Annotated in this window: 19 protein-coding genes and 1 pseudogene; 4 read left to right on the plus strand and 16 right to left on the minus strand. The window is 47.4% G+C overall.

The window, feature by feature from the left end; translation table 11 throughout:
* The 12 genes from AR337_RS11335 to AR337_RS11390 form a co-directional block, all read right to left on the minus strand.
* A complete protein-coding gene (locus tag AR337_RS11335) occupies positions 1–783 on the minus strand; it encodes an ABC transporter permease (RefSeq protein WP_059172105.1) in 783 nt (260 codons plus the stop codon).
* Complete coding sequence (locus tag AR337_RS11340) at positions 746–1,756, minus strand: ABC transporter ATP-binding protein (protein ID WP_059172106.1); 1,011 nt, start codon at positions 1,754–1,756, stop codon at positions 746–748. The genes AR337_RS11335 and AR337_RS11340 overlap by 38 nt, the downstream gene beginning before the upstream one ends.
* 101 nt (positions 1,757–1,857) lie before the next feature.
* Positions 1,858–2,892: a helix-turn-helix transcriptional regulator gene (locus AR337_RS11345; RefSeq protein WP_059172107.1), complete on the minus strand. Its 1,035-nt coding sequence runs from the start codon at positions 2,890–2,892 to the stop codon at positions 1,858–1,860.
* Between the two features lie 156 nt (positions 2,893–3,048).
* Positions 3,049–3,522, minus strand: a complete 474-nt coding sequence (locus AR337_RS11350) for a (2Fe-2S)-binding protein (protein WP_253701627.1) — start codon at positions 3,520–3,522, stop codon at positions 3,049–3,051.
* Complete coding sequence (locus AR337_RS11355; protein ID WP_059172109.1) at positions 3,512–4,357, minus strand: xanthine dehydrogenase family protein subunit M; 846 nt, start codon at positions 4,355–4,357, stop codon at positions 3,512–3,514. The genes AR337_RS11350 and AR337_RS11355 overlap by 11 nt, the downstream gene beginning before the upstream one ends.
* Positions 4,344–6,674 (minus strand): xanthine dehydrogenase family protein molybdopterin-binding subunit, encoded by a 2,331-nt coding sequence (locus AR337_RS11360; protein WP_059172243.1) that lies wholly within the window; start codon positions 6,672–6,674, stop codon positions 4,344–4,346. The genes AR337_RS11355 and AR337_RS11360 overlap by 14 nt, the downstream gene beginning before the upstream one ends.
* Positions 6,675–6,820: 146 nt before the next feature.
* A complete protein-coding gene (locus AR337_RS11365) occupies positions 6,821–7,435 on the minus strand; it encodes an NTP transferase domain-containing protein (RefSeq protein ID WP_059172110.1) in 615 nt (204 codons plus the stop codon).
* A complete protein-coding gene (locus AR337_RS11370) occupies positions 7,435–8,436 on the minus strand; it encodes an XdhC family protein (protein WP_059172244.1) in 1,002 nt (333 codons plus the stop codon). Before AR337_RS11370 ends, AR337_RS11365 begins: the two co-directional genes overlap by 1 nt.
* Before the next feature lie 91 nt (positions 8,437–8,527).
* Entirely contained in the window at positions 8,528–9,532 is a 1,005-nt protein-coding gene (locus AR337_RS11375) for an aromatic acid exporter family protein (RefSeq protein ID WP_059172111.1), read from the minus strand.
* A 200-nt stretch (positions 9,533–9,732) separates the two neighbouring features.
* Positions 9,733–10,131 (minus strand): VOC family protein, encoded by a 399-nt coding sequence (locus tag AR337_RS11380; RefSeq protein ID WP_059172112.1) that lies wholly within the window; start codon positions 10,129–10,131, stop codon positions 9,733–9,735.
* Positions 10,128–10,898, minus strand: coding sequence for a phosphosulfolactate synthase (locus tag AR337_RS11385; RefSeq protein WP_059172113.1), 771 nt, complete (start codon positions 10,896–10,898; stop codon positions 10,128–10,130). The genes AR337_RS11380 and AR337_RS11385 overlap by 4 nt, the downstream gene beginning before the upstream one ends.
* Positions 10,825–11,583: a 2-phosphosulfolactate phosphatase gene (locus tag AR337_RS11390; protein ID WP_082686938.1), complete on the minus strand. Its 759-nt coding sequence runs from the start codon at positions 11,581–11,583 to the stop codon at positions 10,825–10,827. The genes AR337_RS11385 and AR337_RS11390 overlap by 74 nt, the downstream gene beginning before the upstream one ends.
* Before the next feature lie 261 nt (positions 11,584–11,844).
* Here AR337_RS11390 and AR337_RS11395 point away from each other — a divergent pair, with 261 nt between their 5' ends.
* The 3 genes from AR337_RS11395 to cysC all read left to right on the plus strand — a co-directional run bounded on the left by AR337_RS11395 (position 11,845) and on the right by cysC (position 14,403).
* On the plus strand, positions 11,845–12,564 hold the full coding sequence (locus AR337_RS11395) for a phosphoadenylyl-sulfate reductase (RefSeq protein ID WP_059172245.1): 720 nt from the start codon (positions 11,845–11,847) through the stop codon (positions 12,562–12,564).
* Positions 12,565–12,632: 68 nt separating this feature from the next.
* Positions 12,633–13,796, plus strand: coding sequence for a sulfate adenylyltransferase (gene sat / locus AR337_RS11400; protein WP_059172114.1), 1,164 nt, complete (start codon positions 12,633–12,635; stop codon positions 13,794–13,796).
* A complete protein-coding gene (gene cysC, locus AR337_RS11405) occupies positions 13,789–14,403 on the plus strand; it encodes an adenylyl-sulfate kinase (protein WP_059172115.1) in 615 nt (204 codons plus the stop codon). Before sat ends, cysC begins: the two co-directional genes overlap by 8 nt.
* A 74-nt stretch (positions 14,404–14,477) precedes the next feature.
* Here cysC and AR337_RS11410 read toward each other — a convergent pair whose 3' ends face one another.
* Both AR337_RS11410 and AR337_RS11415 read right to left on the minus strand, forming a co-directional pair.
* Complete coding sequence (locus tag AR337_RS11410; protein ID WP_059172116.1) at positions 14,478–15,662, minus strand: ATP-grasp domain-containing protein; 1,185 nt, start codon at positions 15,660–15,662, stop codon at positions 14,478–14,480.
* 143 nt (positions 15,663–15,805) lie between these two features.
* Entirely contained in the window at positions 15,806–16,510 is a 705-nt protein-coding gene (locus AR337_RS11415) for a DUF421 domain-containing protein (RefSeq protein WP_059172117.1), read from the minus strand.
* 200 nt (positions 16,511–16,710) lie between these two features.
* On the opposite strand from AR337_RS11415, the pseudogene AR337_RS23165 reads away from it, so the two are divergent.
* Positions 16,711–16,962 (plus strand): annotated as a pseudogene (locus AR337_RS23165) (tyrosine phenol-lyase); the annotation flags it as partial.
* A 179-nt stretch (positions 16,963–17,141) separates the two neighbouring features.
* Here the strand turns inward: AR337_RS23165 and sdhB are convergent.
* Together sdhB and sdhA are read right to left on the minus strand one after the other, a co-directional pair.
* The gene (gene sdhB / locus AR337_RS11425) at positions 17,142–17,897 is read right to left on the minus strand and encodes a succinate dehydrogenase iron-sulfur subunit (RefSeq protein WP_059172119.1); all 756 of its coding nucleotides are present in this window, start codon (positions 17,895–17,897) and stop codon (positions 17,142–17,144) included.
* A gap of 2 nt (positions 17,898–17,899) precedes the next feature.
* On the minus strand, positions 17,900–19,663 hold the full coding sequence (gene sdhA, locus AR337_RS11430) for a succinate dehydrogenase flavoprotein subunit (RefSeq protein ID WP_059172120.1): 1,764 nt from the start codon (positions 19,661–19,663) through the stop codon (positions 17,900–17,902).
* Positions 19,664–19,678 lie beyond the last annotated feature (15 nt).

Raw genomic sequence — 19,678 nt, forward strand, 5'->3', positions numbered from 1 at the left:
TTAATACACCCCCAACTTTCCGTCTATACGTGCTTTTCGCTCAACAGCTTTATAACAGGACCATGCAATCAATCCATACACGAGAGATAGTGCAACTAAAATGCCCATTGCCTGAAGAATGTTAGCAATGTTAGTGGCAGATAGAGTTTCCCGCAATAATGCAATTGCCCATGTAGGGGGCAGTATATAAGAAAGCGGCTTAATCCAAAACGGCAAAATGGAAATGGGGAATAAAAACCCGCAAATAAAATAAATCGGAAATTCAAGGAAGTTCATCAAAGCTTCGGCCTGACGGGATAAAGTGAAAAACAGTGCTAAAAAGAATGAAAAGATGATCAATGCCAAAACAACTAGAAGTAGAGCCAATAAAAACAGTAATGGATGGACAATTGCAACCTGAACACGAAAAAAAACAATTGAATAAAGTACGGACAAGCCCATTGCAATGATTCCCCAGATCGTATTCCCGACAATTTTACCGAGAAGAATAATTGAAAAGGGGGTAGGGGCAACGAAAATGTTTTCCAATGTCCCGTAAAACCTTTCGCGGTTAATATCACTGGCAGATGAGTAAACAATAGATGACCATAGGGCCATAAAACCGGAACCTAGCAACACATAATGTACGAGTGTCTCATTTGAAACTTTCCCGTATATAAAGTAGCTGAGGGTTGAGTAAAAAAAGGGAGAAATCCAGATGACGAATTGGAACATAGGACGTGCAATCGATAGCCTCATTTGCAGATTAGCTGTTTGCGATAATGCCTGAAGAAGGCTGCTCATTTTTTAATCCTCCAATCAAATGCAAGTAAACATCTTCAAGGGATGGCTCTGTAATGGAGATATTTTGAACTCCTTTCTCGCCCAATCCGCTATATATAAGAGAAATTACTTTTTGCGGTTCTCTAGTTTGGACACGGACTGTGGAAAAGTAGTCATTTGTGGTTTCTTCAAGATGATGCAAGCTGACATTTCTGCTAAGCAAAGATTTTGCTTTCATTCCATTTGTACAATCAAATTGGACGATTGATAGCTGCCCAAGCATCTTTTTTAAATTATCTGGTGTGTCTATTGCAATAAGTTCGCCTCGATTAATAAACGCGATACGGTCACAAAGCTCATCAGCTTCGTGCATATAATGGGTTGTCAGCACAATGGTTGTTCCTTTTTCGTTTAGCTGCCGGATAATTTGCCGCAGATTTCTGGCACTGACCGGATCCAGGCCGATGGAAGGTTCATCTAAAAAAAGAATTTTTGGGTCATTAATCAACCCGCGGGCAATTTGCAGCCGCTGCTTCATCCCTTTTGAGAAGGTCTCAACACGCTGGTTGGCTGCATCTTCAAGTCCAACCAATTGCAGCAATTTAGGGATTTGTTCCTTTTGGTTACTTCTGGGGATTTTATATAAATCCGCAAAGTAGGTAAGATTATCAGAGGCTGATAATCGCCAGTATAAATTCCGTTCCCCGCCAAGAATAAAATTGATTTGAGGCCTCAATTTGTGATATTCGGTTTCAGCGTCTAAACCAAGGATGGTGGCTTGGCCTTCCGTTGCAATGAGCATGGTTGTCAAAATTTTAATCATCGTCGTCTTACCAGCCCCATTAGGTCCAAGTAAACCAAATACCTCTCCTTTTTTTACTTCAAAGGAAATCCCCTTTAAAGCTTCGACGGTTTTCGTCTTCTTTTTGAAAAATCCTTGTTCTGTCACATACGTCCGTTTAACATTTTTCACACTAATAATTGGAGTTTCCATTCTTTCACCTCTATATTAGATATTTATCTTATAAGAAGATTGTATTATAATTCTTAATTTTTGCAATAAAAAAAGAACGACATTTTTTGTCGTTCTTTTAATCAGGTTTCAGTATTCGTGAATTCCTGGAAGACTGCTTTGAACTTTTCCAGTTGTACCGGGTCTGCGGAAAAATACTTAATTGCACCAATTTTTTCTTCTTTGATTAAATTTGCCTTTTTAAGCAGGTCTAGATGATGTGAAACAGTTGCCGTTGTGAGCCCAACGTACTCCGCCAATCTTGCTCCATATTCCTTTTTTATGCAAAGCATTCTCAGAATCAGAAGTCTGTTTGGGTCCGAAAGAACTTTTAATGTCCGGGACAAATCCTTGCTTTTCTCCCTGTCATCATTCAATGGTTTAGCACAGCCAAAAATCACAATACAAACCGCGTGATTAAAGACACGTATTTTAAATGGGGAAAAACTATAGCTTGGGAAAAAGTAATAAAGCTTATAATCGCTTGTACGCTTGAATGTTTTTCCCATCACGTATTGTGAAAGTGCGAGTGGTTTCATGTTTAACTTTTTTAGTTCCGATATTGGTTGGTCAATGACGGCTTGTTTCGAATTTATCAGCTTTTGAAAATAATCCCCATGAAGTATGTGAAGGAATGCATCGAGAAATTCTTTCCGAAATGAATCGAGTTCGAGCAAAAACGTTTTGGTGAAGTGCCGCTTTTCAGGGGAGCTCCACTCATAACGCTCTTCAACGGAATCAATTTCCTGTGGTGAAGTGAGGAGCCTATCGAGTAAATCCTTGGGGATTTCTCCTCCTAAAAAGCCCTGGGCAAAATCAATATCCGATAATGCTGTAATACCTGCACAAAAATCCTTTTCATCTTGAAAATGCGGTACTTTTAAAAGTAAATCAAGGCAGCCCAACAGATCAACAGTAGCAAAAGTGTGCCATTTTTCTATAAATACTCTCGAGGATTCAGGAAGCTCTTTTTCAATTGAACTACACTCTATATATTGAAAATCCTTTTTGTTTTTTAATAACAATGCACAAAGTATAATCATCCCTTCCACAACAGGAGAAAAAAACATATGTACTTGTTCATTAGCTGTTTCTTCGTAATTTATCTCTATGGTCATTAGTCCGTCCTCCATAAATGTGTTGTTTATATTATAAAATGACCATCTGATATTGGGAAGTATGGGGACCTATGTGCTGCCAGTAAAATAAAAAAGCCATGAGTGAGGAACTCCTGGCCAATTGAAGAGGCATTGCTATTTTAGGGGTAAAGCCACTTATTTATCCTTCGTTTCATCCATAGCCGCCAGCACGGCTTCTCTGATTTCCTTATACCCGGTGCAGCGGCAAATATTGGACTCGAGCCAATCCTCAAGTACCTTTTCATCAGCGGCGGGTTCCTTCTGGACAAGAGCATGGCAATTCATCAGATACCCGGAGGTGCAGTAGCCGCACTGGAAGGCGAATTTTTCTACGAATGCCCGCTGGATGGGCGTATCTTTCAAACCTTCAACCGTTGTAATTTCCTTTCCTTCACCCTCGACGGCAAGCATGAGGCATGATTTCTGCGGTGTACCGTCAACAAGCACGGTGCACGCCCCGCAATCCCCGTTCAGGCAGCCGGGCTTCGACCCTGTCAGCCCGAGCCTTCCGCGGATAATGTAAAGCAATGTATCAGCCGGCCGGACCGTGACACTTTTTGTACCAGAATTAATGGTTAGCTGGACGCTCAACCGTGGATCACTGGCCAACTTTTTCACCCTCCAGCTCACGGATGGCATCCGTAATCATATTTTTTAATACGTAAAGGCGGAACTCCTTAGAGCCCTCGACGTCGTCCAGTATGGGGGAGGGGAGGCTGCCCAAGGCCCTGTCTGCTCGTTCCTCCGGATCAAGCGAGTTGTCATTTACAGCCTTTTCTATTTCCGCTGAGCGGAACGGGAAGGGGCAGACCCCGCTGAACGCCATCTTGATTTCTTCGCCCTTTTTAATGGCGGCAATTGTAACGAGGGGGTAGCCGGTATTCCACTGCTTTCGCCTTTTTTGCGTAAAGTAAGGAAGGTTCAAATACTCTTTTTCTATTAAAATAGTGAACACAAATTCCCCATCCCGCAATTGAATTGTTTGATTGAAAATAGTGTTTAATGGTTTGTATGCCAGCCCTTCGGCGCCCGCAACCCCAATCATTGAGTCAGCAAGCAGCAATGGCAGCACGGCTTCCCGGTAAAAAATTTTCCCGCATATATTCCCGCCGAGCGTAATTTTGTTGCGGGCAGTCCGGTCGGCGATTTCACTCACTGTTTTGCTGAGAAGAGGAAAGAGATTTTCCTCCTCAATAGAAGTTAGTGTCACGCCTGCTCCTATCACTAAATACTTTTCGTGGGAAAAAATCTCTTCATAGCCGGGTAGCCCTTTCAGGTCAATCACAGCATTCGCATAATCAAGGCCAATTCGTCCAAGGGTGATCAGTTCTGTTCCGCCTGAAAAGTAAAAAGGCGCTTCCTGTTGGTATTTTGCGCCCTGAAAAAGATTAACGGCATCCTGGGCTGTTTTCGGTTTGAAATACTGGAAGTTAAACGGTAGCATTTTTCATCCCCCTCGACGCCCGCCATAATTGTTCCGGAATAAGAGGGAGGTGGTTTAATTGGGTTCCAAGGGCGGCCGACAGGCAATTACCGAGGGCGGCTGGCATCCCAATCAATCCGTGCTCACCGGCACCTCTGGAACCATAGGGCCCTGCCAGGTGGGGAGTTTCAATAAAGTCGACGATGTATTCGGGCTGTTCGCCATAGTGAAGCGGCCTATAGGTCCTTAGCTGCGGATTCAGGATCCTTCCGTTTTGATCGAACACAAAAGTTTCCCTTCCCCCAAAGGCGATTCCCATGCTCATTGCCCCCATCACTTGGCCAAGGAGAGCTTTCTCGTTTAAAACTTTCCCGATATCCAGAACCGCATAAGCTTTCAAAATCCGATACGTAAAGTCCCTAGTATCCAGTTCGAGCTCAATTCCTTCGGCACCTACAGTCCATTCGGGCCCCGGCCTTCCTTTTCCCGTCTGGGGATCGAGCCTGGTAATCCGGTTCTGTGTATAATTCCCGGTGGCCAGGATTTGCCCGCCAATCGTTTCTCCATTCGGAAATTTGTATCCGTAGGCCAAATCCTTTACATCGAGGCTTAAAGTTGGATCATCAATGTAATATACCTTTTCATGTGCAACCTCAAGGTCATCGGGGGAAACATGTAAAACACAGGAAGCAAGATCCTTAAGCTGGCGGATTGCGTCTTCCGCGGCCGCGAGAACCGCCCGTCCGCCCATCAACGTTCCCCGGCTGCCGACTGTCTTCCAGTGCTCCGGGGTGGTTTGCGTATCGACAAGCATTTTTACGTGAATTCTGCTTATGTCCATTTTCAGCCGTTCCGCTAAAATTTGCGCCAGGACCGTTTTTGTTCCTGTGCCAATTTCGACGACCCCCGACATGATGTTGATGCTGCCATCCGGATTGAACGTTAAAATCGCGCCAGATGTCGCATCCGTATCAAAAGTGGAGGTTTTCCAGACGCAAGCGATTCCTTTTGCCCGGATCAACCGGCCATCCTTTTGAATTTTTGGTTCCGTGTCCCAGTTCATCAGTTCCTTCAGCCTGTCAATGCATTTCGGAAGGTTGCCGACGGTGCTACGGTTCAGCACAACCTGTGTAGGAGTCATATCACCAGGTATAATCGCATTTCTCCGGCGAAGTTCAAGCGGATCCATTGAAAGTTTCTCCGCGAGCACATCCATCGTCCGTTCAAAGGCAAAGTGGACTTCTGAATGGCTGTAGCCCCTGAATGCGCTGGCATACGGATGGTTCGTGTACATGCAATACGAATCGCAGTAAATATGTTCAATGTCGTAGGGGCCGGTACAGTCAACCGCTCCCGCGCGGCTGATATCCACTGATTTATCCGAGTAGGCCCCGCCATCCCACAGAAACACGATTTCCGCCGCCTTCAGCATGCCATCCTTTGTCGCACCGAGCTTTACAGTTGCATCGAGACCGATATGGCAGGGGGAAGTAATCATGTCCTCCTCTCTGGAATTGAAAAGCTTGACCGGCCTGCCTCCAACCGCTTTTGAAGCAAGGTACGCAATGACTTCAAGCTGGACTGCAGCCTTGCCGCCGTATGCTCCGCCGACAAGAGGTGTATGGACAATGACCATGCCAGGTTCAATTCCAAAATACCATTTAAATAATTTTTTTATTGCGAATGGAGCCTGGGAAGAAGTCGTAATTTTGATATAACCGTCCGGCAAAATTTCGGCGATTGAGGCCCTTGTTTCCATCGCAATATGGTCAGAGGGATTGAAGTCGATTTGAAATTCAACGACTACCTCGCTCTCCTGGAATCCTTTCTCTATATCGCCTTTCCTGATTTTATCGACGCTGGCAACATTTGTGCCGGGGATTGGATACACTCCTGGCGGTTTTTCATAATTTCCAAGCTGCTCGTGGACGAGGGTGGCATCTTTTTGAAAAGCTTGGCGAGGTGAATTCACAACCGGAAGAGGTTTGTATGATACCTTGATCCGATCAACCGCCTGCTTTGCGATTACCGGCGTTTCCGCCACAACGACCGCGATAGGCTCGCCGTGATACCGGACCCTCTTGTAGGCGATTGGCGATCTGTCCTTTATTTCCTCGCCGACAAGCGGAAAAGGCTGATTTCCTAGAATCGCTTTCACCCCTGGAACTTTCTGGGCATCCGAAAAGTCCATGCTGGCAATTTCGGCATGGGCGTACGGGCTGACCAGCATCCTTGCGTGAAGGGTTCCCGTTTCCTGAAAATCGTTCGTATACTTCGCCCTGCCAGTCACTTTATCAAACGCTTCCTTCCGGATGACGCTTTTCCCGACATACTCCAATCCAACCACCTCGCATTCAATTTGCCCTAACATACGGGGATTTTGAGCTCTGTCCCAAAAAACCAAAGAGATGCGGCAGCTTTTCGGGATAGGAGATAAGCAGGGCATTTTGATGCAGTTCTTTGAACGCATCAAAAATTCCATTCTCATAGCTTCGTTAGTATCGCTTGATACTCCTCGATCGTATCGATATCGCAAAACAGCCGGGAATCCTTGAAATCGATTGCCCGCCCTAATGCCTTTAATTCACCCCGGATCAGTTCCCGAAGCCCGCGGTCATCATCAAGATTTTCAAATAAGGAAAAACCCCCACTTGAAAACAAGATTGGCGGCATCGGTTTGCCCCCGGGCCCCGAGGCTCCAACAAAACAGGCGGGAGCATCAATAAAGGAATCTATTAACATATCAATATTTTTAAAAGTGACAAAAGGCTGGTCTGCAAGGAGGACCATCACTGCATCCGCTCTCGAAAGCGAAGCTGTTTTGACGCCAAAACTTAATGAGAATCCCTGCCCTTTATCCGCATCGTCGCATTCCACCTGGGTCCACCTCTGCTGTTCCCTAGATTCAAAAAAGGGAGCAGGCAGCCAATCGAGCTGATCTCCCTGTCTTGTTACGACAAACGTATAGTCCAGTTTTGAGAGAAGGGCCTGTTTGAGGGCAATGCTGCCCAGTGGCATATCGCCAAACGGCAGCATCCGCTTATCCGTTCCCATCCGCCTGCTGCTGCCTGCCGCCAAATAAATACCGGCAATTTTCATCAGGCTGATTCTTTGCTCCTACGGATTTCCTGGACCATTTCCGCAACGATGCTGACGGCTATTTCCTGTGGACCCTGTGCGCCAATCGCCAGGCCAATCGGGGAATGAAGGAATTCGGGTTTGGGCGTTCCCCGAAGCAGCCGTTCGGTCCGTTCCCTTGGTCCGAGAACGCCAAGGTAAAATAACGGCCCGGATTCAAGCAATCTTTCCAAAATAGTTTGGTCCTTCTCAAACTGATGCGTCATAACAATCACCAAATCCGCAGGTGAAAACGTGAGATCCATGAATACTTTTTCAGGAGAAACCATTAAGATCCGGGTTGCCTCCGAAAACCTCTCAATCCTCGCAAAAGCCGGCCGCCAATCGATAACCGTGACTTCAAAGTCTGTTTTGGAGGCGAGGGAAACAACCGGAATCGCATCGTCACCCGCGCCAAACACAAAAAGGCGGGGTCTGGGCTTTAATTGATGGACGAAAACGAAACCGGCATCCTTTCCATTGGGATGAAGCCCTGTTGGCAGCTGCGAAAATGCCTTTCCTCCGTTTCCTGGCCCGGAATCATCCATGAAGAAAAAATCTTCCGCGGCAAACTTCATATCCGGAGTAAACCTGATAACTCTTGTAACGTCCTGTTTGGCATCAAGGGATTCTTTTGCTAAAAGCAGACCCGAAAGCAGCTTATCACGGACAGGCTCCAGCAAGATTGTCAATCTTCCGTTACAGCCCGCTCCATGCCCCCAGGCTAAATCATCCTCATCTGCCATATCAAAATGGACGACGCATGGCTCCCCGGATGTGAAAACTTGCAGCGCCCTCTCTGTTACATCCTCCTCAAGGCAGCCAGCCGACAGAAGCCCAACCCTTGATTTGTCCCGGAAAATAAGGATGGATGCGCCTTCCTTCCTGTATGCGGAGCCTTCAACATGAATAATGGTCGCCAGTATCACCGGCTTCTGGGCTGAAAGGGAAATTGTATCGAGCAGTTGATGCATCGTATCCACTGTTTCTCCCGCTTTCCTGTCAAATTTCATCTCTATATGGATATTCCCCCGCGCAAAAAAATATCCCAGGCCCGGCAGGCGAGGGATCTTTCTATTGCAATTGATCAAGCAGCCTTTTTGTTTCCAGATAGAAGGTGTTTCTGTAAACTTCTTCGCTTTGGCCCGGTGGAATGGCTATATTCGATCGGATAAGGCCAATCATCGCATCGCGCTTTTCCTGATTGATTTCTGAAGACCCTGCTTCCTCAAAAAAGTCTTTTAAAACCTCCAAATCCGCCAGCAATATGGATTGGTCCTCGGGGGAAAGCTGGCCTGCCTTTTCCCAGTCAGAAAGGGTGCCAATGACGGAAGAAGCAAATTCAAATCCATTTTCCAGCAATTTGAGCCTTGTTTTGTAGCGGGAAAGCGTCCCTTTGTGCTTTTTCCCGAGAGGATTGAACTTAAGGCTCCTCGAAGCGATGTTAAGTGTGTCCTTAACCGTATGAAGGTCATTAAGCAAATCCTTTCTCCGGTTCTCCATTTCCGTTTGCTTATTGGATCCCCATTCCGAATGAACCCAAATAGCCATTTCTCCAAGCAGGACCGAAAGTTTATGGCTTGTCTTTTTGATTGCTTTTGCTGCATTTTTTGTAAAATCAGGCGGAAAAAGGATCATGTGGACAATAACGGCTACAGCTGCCCCAATGATGGTGTCCACGACACGGTCAAACCCATAATCGCCAGACTTCCGTTCAAAGGAAAAGAGCAGCAGGATGGTGAGCGCAACTTGGTGGATCGCGGTCTCGTCCATCTTTAGCCACTTGGCGGCAAACGTCCCAGCAAGCATTAAAAGGCCCAGGGACCAGCCATTCAAGGGAAGGTGGCTGACAAACCAGGAAATCATCATCACGCCAACCACAGTTCCAGCAATTCGGTGGAAGGAAAACATGATTGATTTGTAGATAGTCGTCTGAAGGCACAAAATGACCGAAAGCGGAGCGAGATAAGGGTGGTCCGAGCCCGCCAATTTGGCCAGCTCCCAAGAAACCGCCGATGCAATCGCCATTTTCCAGACGAGCAGTGTTTTGTTCACGAAATCTTTCTTGTTTTTTTTCATGCTGCCCCTTCCTTAAATGCTATATTCCTTAGGGTTCTTTTGACAGATTGGTTTTATTCCACTCTTAACAGGAAGCCAAGGCTATGCCAGCGGAAAACAACAAAAGTCCGCTTTCCCACCTAGGGACAGCGGACTTTATGTTAAGTTCATAAATTCTCCCCACCAATCACAAACCTCAAAGCCGGAACCAATAAAAACGATTAATAGACCATTCCCTCGTCATGATAATACTTAAATTCCAACAGATTGTTCGCCGGATCAATCAAGAAAAACGTGACATGCTCTTCTTTTCTGCCGGCAAACCGGACCATCAGTTCCTGGAAAAACGGCAGTTCGTGCGTTGTCGCATGCTCGAGAGCCTGATCGAATTCCTCCCTGTCCAGGAAAGTGACTCCGAAGTGGCGCGGGTACATTTTCGGTGCCGGGTCAATACTGTCAGGATTCAGGTGGCAGACGACCTGATCCCCGAAAAAGTCAAAGGTGACCCGGTCATGGTACCGCCGAGCCAGCCTGCAGCCCAGCTTTTCATAAAAATCCACCGTTTCATCAAGGTTCTTGCATGGAATCGCAAGGTGGAACACTTTATTGGTTTCTCTCATTTTACAGCCTCCTCTGATAGGAAAAATGTATCGGAACGCAAGCCGAGCCGGAGTGTTTCAAGGGCGATTGCATCGCTGAACGGGATGTTCGCCAAATTGGCGTTCGGGCCGGCGAGCTGGATGAACGCGGTTTGCATTTTCTTTGTAGGTGCTTCAAACAGGATGCGTTCAAGAGGGATACCGGACGAGAGGATGTCAGTAACAATGTCATGGCGCATTTCCCCGTTCGCCAGGCAAATTCCGCTCGTGCCGCTCTCCCTTGCTTCTGTTATGACCTTGAAGGCGCCTGCTTCGATGTCTTCCTCTATGAATTCCAGCCATTCGGACGGGGAGGAGGTTACGCTGCTGTCCTTGTTCCCGACCTCGCTGAAAACGGTAAATTCCTTTGAAAAAGCGATAATATGCCGTGCCTTCTCCTTATTTGTAAGCGGCAGTGTACCATTGGAAATTTCTACGTAACCGCAGCCGAAGCTTTTGCAATAATCATAGTAATCATCTACTTTATTTTGGCTAAGGAATTTTTCAAAAAGGGTTCCGCCGAAAAAATAGCCGATCCGCTGCTCCTGGAGGCAGGAAATCTTATTCCGAAGGCTTAATGAAACAATTGATGTCCCCCAGCCGAATTTGACAAAATCGATATAGTCAGAGGCACTTTTAATTGTATCGATAAAGAAACTTTCAGGGACCCCGTTGTCAATTAGGACCGTCAATCCTTTGGACCTCGGCTTTCCTTCTCTTTCCGGCAGGTCCAATCCTGTATAATTCATCGTCATTCACCCTCACAATTCTAGGAAGTTCCCCCGAGCAATCCACAAACATGACAAAACCGCCTTTCACCTCGTTTGTACAAAAGGAGATATCCTCGACTTTGAATTCGGGGAAGGCCTTATCAAAGAACTTCCTGGCTGGGCCACAGCTCCTGATTCTTTCAGAGGCAGCCCCCTTTGATAAAATTTCCCTTCCGAGCAGGATTCCTTTTATATATTCCGCGCAGGCCAGGTCATCGTCGCCATCTGGATGGGAGGCGATAATATTCACGCTTGCCCCTTGGCCCCAGAGCTTCTGGACACTCTCCGCCGTTTTCCTCGCGTTTGAAAAGCCGGTTACAAACACGGCATCTGCATCCAGGGCGTTCAAAGCAGCCCGGACGCCATTGGTCGTTTTCTGTACAAGCGTCCTTCCGTTGACGCCGGCTACCGCCATTCTGGCAGGGGAATTATCAAAGTCGAAGCCTTCTATAGGAAGGCCATGCACCTCGCCGGCAAGTAAATAACCGGGATTCTTTTCTTTTAAAAGAAAAGCGTGCTCGGCTGTCGCCGTCAGGAAAATTTCCTTTGCTCCACGGAGGAAGGCATAATGCGCGACAGTGAATGCCCTGAGGACGTCGATAACAATATTTACGTCTGAGCGGGGCAGCTCATGGCAGTGCCCTTGATAAATGGTTATGTTCATGTTCGCTCTCCTGATATTTCAATAGGTAATGCCTGCAACAGAGTATATGCCCAAAAATCAAAAACGGTGCCTAATCCCGCTGCCTTTTGCCCATGACAAATAAATAGGCGCATAACCCGGTGGAAATAGGCTTTTACCCTCCGAACTTTTGCATGGCACAATGAATATTTTGTACATAGGTTTCAACCAATTTTGACAGTTGGATGGGAAATTTTTTACATGGATGCCCCGGCCCAAATTTTTGAATGCGAGGGGATGGATATGAGAAACGCTTTAACCTATGAAACGTGGGAGGAAGGGAAGGTAAGCGAAATACTGGAGAATCATCAAGATACGGTCGATGTCCTGAAGTGGGCATACCGGGAATATGGGGATGAAATCGTCTACGCCTGCAGTTTTGGCGCAGAAGGCATCGTCATGCTTGATTTAATCTCAAAAATAAACAAGGAAGCCGCCGTCCTTTTTCTGGATACCGGCCTTCATTTCGCCGAAACGTACGAACTGATTGAGAAAGTCAGGGCAAACTATCCGGGTTTTAAGGTTATGATGGTTCAGCCGGATTTAACCCTTGAAGAACAGGCGGCCCATCATGGGGAAGAACTCTGGAGGTGCAACCCGAACCTGTGCTGCCAAATTAGGAAGGTCGAGCCTCTGGCTAGGGAGCTTGGCAAGGTAAAGGCTTGGATTTCCGGCCTGCGGAGGGAACAGTCTGAAACAAGGAAGCACGTCCAATACATCAATAAGGATGACAATTTTAAAAACATAAAAATCTGTCCGCTTATCCATTGGAAGTGGGAGGATATCTGGAATTATATTAAACTCAATAATCTCCCCTATAACCCGCTCCATGATAGGCAGTATCCGAGCATTGGCTGCCGTCCATGCACCCAGTCGGTCAACGGGGAAGGCGATATGCGCGCGGGAAGATGGGCGAACACCCAGAAAACAGAATGTGGTCTCCACAAAGCCAGAGGGGGCTGACTGGCGAAAAACAAAACCTTGTAAGTTGATAAGAAGGCATCACTTGAAAGTGTTAGGAGGAAAACTACATGATGGATCCTCATGGGGGAGCCCTGGTCAACCGGGTCAAAAAGGACTATAGGATCGATCCAGGCAATCTGGCGGTAGAACTGGATGCGATGGCCCTAAGCGACCTGGAATTAATAGCAATTGGAGCTTACAGCCCGCTTTGCGGATTTATGGAAAAACAAGAGTATGAAACCGTTGTGGAAAAAATGCGCCTTGCCAATGGCACTGTTTGGAGCATCCCAATAACTCTTCCTGTAGAGAGAAAGATTGCTGCCCTTATCAGGCTTGGCGACACAATCAACCTGGAGCGGAAAGGGACTGTTTATGGAATAATGGAAGTCACCGATTTATACATTCCCGATAAAAAGAAGGAAGCCAGGCTGGTTTACAGGACCGAAGAACAGGAACATCCAGGGGTAAAAAAACTGTTTGAACGGGGTGAGGTCTATCTCGGTGGGCCAATCATTTTGATCGAAAGGCCGGAAAACCCCTATAAAAATGAAAATAGGGATCCGGCTGCGACAAGGGAGCTGTTCCGGCAGCATGGATGGAAAACGGTTGTTGGCTTCCAGACGAGGAATCCGGTCCACCGGGCCCATGAATACATCCAAAAGTGCGCCCTTGAACAAGTTGATGCACTGTTCCTGCATCCGCTTGTCGGCGAGACAAAAGCGGATGATGTTCCGGGCGATATCCGGATGAGAAGCTATAAGGCCCTTTTGCAAAAATATTATCCAAAAGATCGGGTCCTATTATCGGTCTTTCCGGCGGCAATGCGTTATGCCGGGCCACGGGAAGCGATTTTCCATGCGCTCATCCGAAAAAATTACGGCTGTACCCATTTTATCGTCGGCCGTGACCATGCGGGAGTAGGGAATTATTATGGAACGTATGATGCTCAGAAAATCTTCTCCCATTTTAGTAAGGAAGAAATCGGCATCGAGACGCTATTTTTCGAAAATAGCTTTTACTGTGAGATTTGCGGGAATATGGCATCCGTAAAGACATGTCCCCATGATAAAAAACATCATGTTGCGCTTTCGGGAACGAAGGTGAGGGCTATGCTGCAAAGGGGGGAAGCGCCTCCGCCGGAATTCAGCCGGCCTGAGGTAGCCGGCATCTTAATCGAGGGCATGAGGATGCGGCAGCTTTCCCATCAGGAGATGGTGGGGAAAAATGAGTGACCATATTGTCTGGCATCCCGCTTTGATTTCAAAAACGGAGCGCCAGTTTTTGAATGGGCATAAAAGCTTTGTCCTTTGGTTTACGGGCCTGTCGGGCTCGGGGAAATCAACCGTTGCAAACGAGGTGGATCGCCAGTTGTATGAAATGGGGGTCCGCAGCTATGTGCTTGACGGCGATAACATCCGCCATGGCTTGAACAGCGGCCTTGGTTTCAGCAAGGAGGACCGCGTTGAAAATATCCGCAGGATTGGCGAGGTAGCAAAGCTGTTTGTCGACAGCGGCCAGGTTGTGCTGACCGCCTTCATTTCACCGTTCCGTGAAGACAGGACTCGGGTTAGGAAGCTATTCGAACCTGGCGAATTCATCGAGGTTTTTACGAGCTGCCCTCTTAATATCTGTGAAAAAAGGGATGTTAAAGGCCTCTATCAAAAAGCGAGGAGAGGTGAAATTAGGGAATTCACTGGTATCGATTCCCCGTATGAACCTCCGCTTGAGCCTGAACTCGTGGTAGATACTTCGGAAGACCCGGTCTGGGAATCCGCAAGAAATGTCATCCGCTATTTACAGGATAATGGCTTGATCGGTTTGAAAGGCCCAAATTTTTAGGCGGTTTTCGTTCCCTTTCCAAGTAAAAAAGGATAACCCCCATCCATACAGGGCGGTTATCCTTTGTAAATTATTTAATTCCAGCCCTTTTCGGCTAATAAACTTTCTTTTTCCAAAATGTCTTCCCTGGAGCTCCCAAGCAAAATGCCGTTAATAATCGGCCTCATTTCCTGGTCTGCGCCATCTTCGGGATGGTAGATGGCCAGCGGGATGAGCGATCCGTCCTTAATCAGGCTTGTGCATACAGAACGGAAATCATCCCAGCCACTGTCAATTTTCCAGGTTTTGAACATCATATCCCGGGTCTGGCGGCTGCTAAAAATACTGTCTTTCAGCAGGAGGGCGGGGGTGGAACCGTTTAAGCGGAAATTCAAGTCGATGCATAATACCCTTCCGTCCTCGGTTAACAAAATATCGAATCCCGCAACCCCTCTGTAGCCTAGTCCGCATGCTTTTTCCATGATGGTCTTCCCAAGGGCGATCGCCTTTTCGGGTGGTCCCTCGGCATCGGAAATCCAATTTCCTTTATACTGTCCAGACTCGGTGGTAATTTGCTCGCCCGCACCTAGATAAATTAACTTTCCATCATGCATTTTGGCAAATTGGATGCAGTAATTTTTCCGGATATCAACAAGCTCTTCAAACACGATGCTCTGGCTGTCCTTCAGTAGCTCAAGCCCCTCGTGAAATTCCTCATCTGTATGGCAAAAGAAGACATCGAACCCGCCTCCATTCGGGAGATCGGTTCCCGCTTTCATCACAAAAGGGAATCCCCATTCCTTCTTTACCGTTACTGCCTCGGAAGGGCTGACGACAATCCGTTTCGGACGATTCTCCCGCGGGACAAGCTCCCCAAGGTTGGCTTTATTGTTTAAATATGAAAATACCTCTTTATCAATCCAGTAATTTTCCTCAGGCACTTCGGCGTCCGGCAGCGGCTGGTTCATCACTTTTTTAAGAGGACTGTTGTTGAGAGAGTCCAGAAGGCTGTAAAAGCTTTCCTCTGAATCATAAACGAGCAGGTTCTCTGCTGGGGTGATTCCCGCTGTTTTTAAAATCTCCAGCGCATCATCGGTTACGGTCCTGTCATTGCATACAAGAGGCATTTCACCGGCAATTGGAAGAAGTGCTCCGGTGCGGAAATCATCCAGGATGGAGTCAGTTGGAATCCAGCCTACCCCTTCAAACGATACGCGCGGATTAAAAACAAGCTGTGGGCCAAATATATCTCTCAATGTTACAGAAGGCTCGATAGTCATTTGTCAGTCTGTCCCTCCCTTTGCAATTAAATAAGAATTTTCGATTAGGATACCATTACCCGAAAAATATGTTTTTAAAAAATATTTTCTCATCCAAATTGTGGAGAAAGGCTTGGGAATCCATACAAAGCCTTCGATGATAATCATTTATATAAAAAAATCTTTATGTTTTCCTGCCTATCCAAGGTGGCAAGCAGAACATCGTCCACTTCTGTCTGATAGGTTCGCTGCAAGGCAATTTTGACCCAGCCCTCGTCCTTCCCAATCTTGCTCAACTCCTCAAAATTGATTTTCCCTTCCTTGATAATTACCTTTGGCAAAAAGAACGGCTCGGTGTCCAATTTTAAAGCTGCGGGTGTAAGAGGCTCATATTGTGGGTCCAAAAAGAAGGAGATCCGTCCGTTTGCCTCCCAAATAGCGAGCGCAACTTTCTTTACGTCCTCAATCTTTTTTTCACGCAACTCCTCCAACAGGACATCGAGGGATATCCGTGCTTTTTTCAAGCCATCGTAGAGGATTTTTCCATCCTCGACAATTGTAATTGGGGCGTGATTGATGAGTCTCCTGAACCAGGGCCATTTAAGCATTAAATAAATCCCGGAAATATATAAAACGACCAGGACTGAGGTTGAAATAATTGATCCTTTCATGTCCAAGCGCTTGTCTGACAAAGGGTGGGCAATAATGTTCCCGATAACCAGGGCGATGGCGAAATCAAGCAGCCTTAACTGGGAAATGGCCCGCTGGCCAAGGAGTTTGGCGACAATCACCAAAAAAGCGAATGCGATAGCCGATCTTAGCACCCATTCAAGGGAAGTAAGAACCTCGTGGCTTTGATAAAAATCCATGAAAGGCACATCCTTTTCCTGCGTCTCACATTGTCGTATATGCAGACATATTTAAAGAGGGGGCTGGACGAACTTCAGCCTGGTTACTTTGAAAAATGGATACTGTTACTATTTCCAAACTGGTAGCCCTCATGCAAAAACTTGGGGAGTTCCCGTCAAAATTGTCGTATTAGTAGGCAAAGGAGGAAGCGGGGGTCCGCGGGGTGGAAATTGGCTCGCTTCTGATGGGCAGGGATGCCGAAACGGGATTACAGCTCGAAAGCCCGCTAGAGTTGTTGCGGTTGACGATTCCGCGCCGGGTTTATACGTATAACCATATGGACTTCATCGCCCACGGATTGATTGCGATTAAAGAGAGGGCTGCGAATTTAGTGGGATTGGAGTTTGTGCATGAGCCAAAAATGCTGCGCCATTTTACCGCGAGGATGAAGCCTGTGTGCAGCGCGGAATAAGAGCGATGATGAAGACAGTTTCGAGTGGGGGAATCGTTTAATAGAGTCTTCATAGCCTTGATGAAGACAGTTTCGGGTGGGGAATCTAGTTGAAAGTGTCTTCATTTTTGAAATCAATAATTGCTTTACCTAAAAAGAAAGGCAGGAACGGGCTCCTGCCTTTCGATTTATTAAAAAAATCAATAGCTTCCAAAAAAGCTCTTAAATGAATGGGCCGTTACCTGCCTGTTCAAATGGGCTAGCGATGTTGTCAGCGGGATGCCTTTTGGGCAGACCTCTACGCAGTTTTGGGAATTCCCGCACATTGTGATTCCGCCATCCTCCATGATTGCTTCGAGCCGTTCCTCTTTATGCATGGCCCCGGTCGGATGTGCGTTAAAAAGCCTGACTTGGGAAAGCGGAGCAGGCCCCATGAAGGTCGACTTGTCATTCACATTCGGGCAAGCCTCCAGGCAGCAGCCACAGGTCATGCATTTGGACAACTCGTATGCCCATTGCCTTGTCCTCTCCGGCATTCTTGGACCGGCGCCAAGGTCATGCGTCCCGTCAATCGGAATCCACGCCTTGACCTTTTTAAGGGCATTGAACATCCGGCTCCGATCCACCGCCAAATCCCGGACAACTGTAAAAGTCCCAAGCGGGGCAATCCGGATCGGCTGGTCGAGTTGGTCAATTAGGGTTGAACAGGCCTGGCGGGGTTTGCCGTTAATGACCATCGAGCAGGCTCCGCAAACTTCCTCCAGGCAAACCGACTCCCAATATACAGGAGATGTTGATTTTCCCTGAGCGGTAACAGGCCTTTTTTGCACTTCCATCAGCGCCGAAATAATATTCATGCTCGGGCGGTAGGGGACAAGGAATTCCTCCTCAAATGGAGCCGAGTGGGCATCTTTTTGCCGGGTAATAATCAACTGTATGCTTTTCTCGCTTGCCATCCTTATTGCCCCCCTTTCTTCGCCTTTGTATAGTCGCGCTTCCGCGGCTTGATAAGCGATACATCGACGCTTTCGTAAAAGAGGGAAGGTTCCCCGGTCGTCCGGTTATATTTTGCCATTGTCGTTTTCAGCCATTTCTCGTCATTTCTTTCGGGGAATTCAGGCTTATAATGGGCGCCGCGGCTTTCGTTCCGGTTATAGGCTCCAAGCGTGATAACATGAGCCAGGTTAATCATTCCTTGCAACTGGCGGACGAACGAGGTGCTGGAATTGCTCCATTTCGCCGTGTCTTCGAGATTGATCCGTTTGAACCTCTCTTTAAAATCATGCAATTTATCATAAGTCATTTTCAGTTTTTTGTTTTCGCGGACAACTGTTACGTTATCGGTCATCAGCTCGCCAAGCTCCTTATGGAGTAGATAGGCGTTTTCATTCCCCTCCATCGAGAGAATGCTTTCGAATTTGGAAGCATCCCGCCGAACCTGGCGTTCAAACAGGGCAGAAGAGACTTCGTCGGTTGATTTCTCCAGCCCTTTGATATAGGCAAGGGCTGACGGGCCGGCCACCATTCCGCCGTAAACAGCCGACAGCAAGGAGTTAGCGCCCAGGCGGTTTGCCCCATGCTGGGAATAGTCGCATTCACCCGCGGCAAATAGTCCCGGGATGTTCGTTTGCTGGGAAAAATCGACCCACAGGCCGCCCATCGAATAATGGACGCCGGGGAAAATTTTCATCGGGACTTTACGCGGGTCGTCCCCCATAAATTTTTCGTAGATTTCCATTATGCCCCCGAGCTTGATATCGAGCTGCTTTGCATCAATATGGGACAAGTCTAGATAGACTTTATTTTCTCCATCAATTCCAAGCTTTTGGTTGACGCATACATCAAATATTTCCCTCGTGGCAATGTCCCTTGGCACCAAATTCCCATAGGCTGGATACTTCTCTTCAAGGAAATACCATGGTTTCCCGTCTTTATATGTCCAGACACGGCCGCCTTCGCCCCTTGCCGATTCACTCATCAGGCGGTTTTTGTCATCTCCGGGGATTGCGGTTGGATGAATTTGGATAAATTCGCCGTTTGCATACAATGCTCCCTGTTCGTAAAGCCTCGCAGCGGCATAGCCCGTGTTGATTGTCGAGTTGGTCGACTTGCCAAAAATGATACCCGCCCCGCCGGTCGCAATGATAACTGCATCGCCGGGGAAGGGGCGGATTTCCATTGATCTTAAATCCTGTGCCGTTATCCCCCGGCATGCTCCGCTGTCATCAAGGACAGCCGAAACAAACTCCCAACCTTCATATTTATTCACTAAGCCTTGTACTTCAAACCGGCGCACCTGTTCATCGAGGGCGTACAGCAGCTGCTGGCCGGTCGTTGCACCGGCGAAGGCCGTCCTGTGGTGCTGGGTGCCGCCAAATCTTCTGAAGTCAAGCAGTCCCTCCGGGGTACGGTTGAACATAACGCCCATCCGGTCGAACATATGGATGATTTTTGGGGCTGCCTCGCACATTGCTTTAACCGGCGGCTGGTTGGCGAGGAAATCGCCTCCGTACACTGAGTCGTCAAAATGCTCCCATGGGGAATCGTTTTCGCCCTTCGTATTGACCGCGCCGTTAATGCCGCCCTGTGCGCAAACTGAATGGGATCGTTTGACAGGAACGACGGAGAAGAGGTCCACTTTTGTACCAGCTTCCGCTATTTTAATAGCGGCCATCAAGCCGGCAAGCCCTCCTCCCACGATTACAACTTTTCCGTGTTTCATTACAATCGTCCTCCT

Origin of the sequence: Bacillus sp. FJAT-27445 (assembly GCF_001510665.1) — a bacterium.
Taxonomy (GTDB): domain Bacteria; phylum Bacillota; class Bacilli; order Bacillales; family Cytobacillaceae; genus Bacillus_D.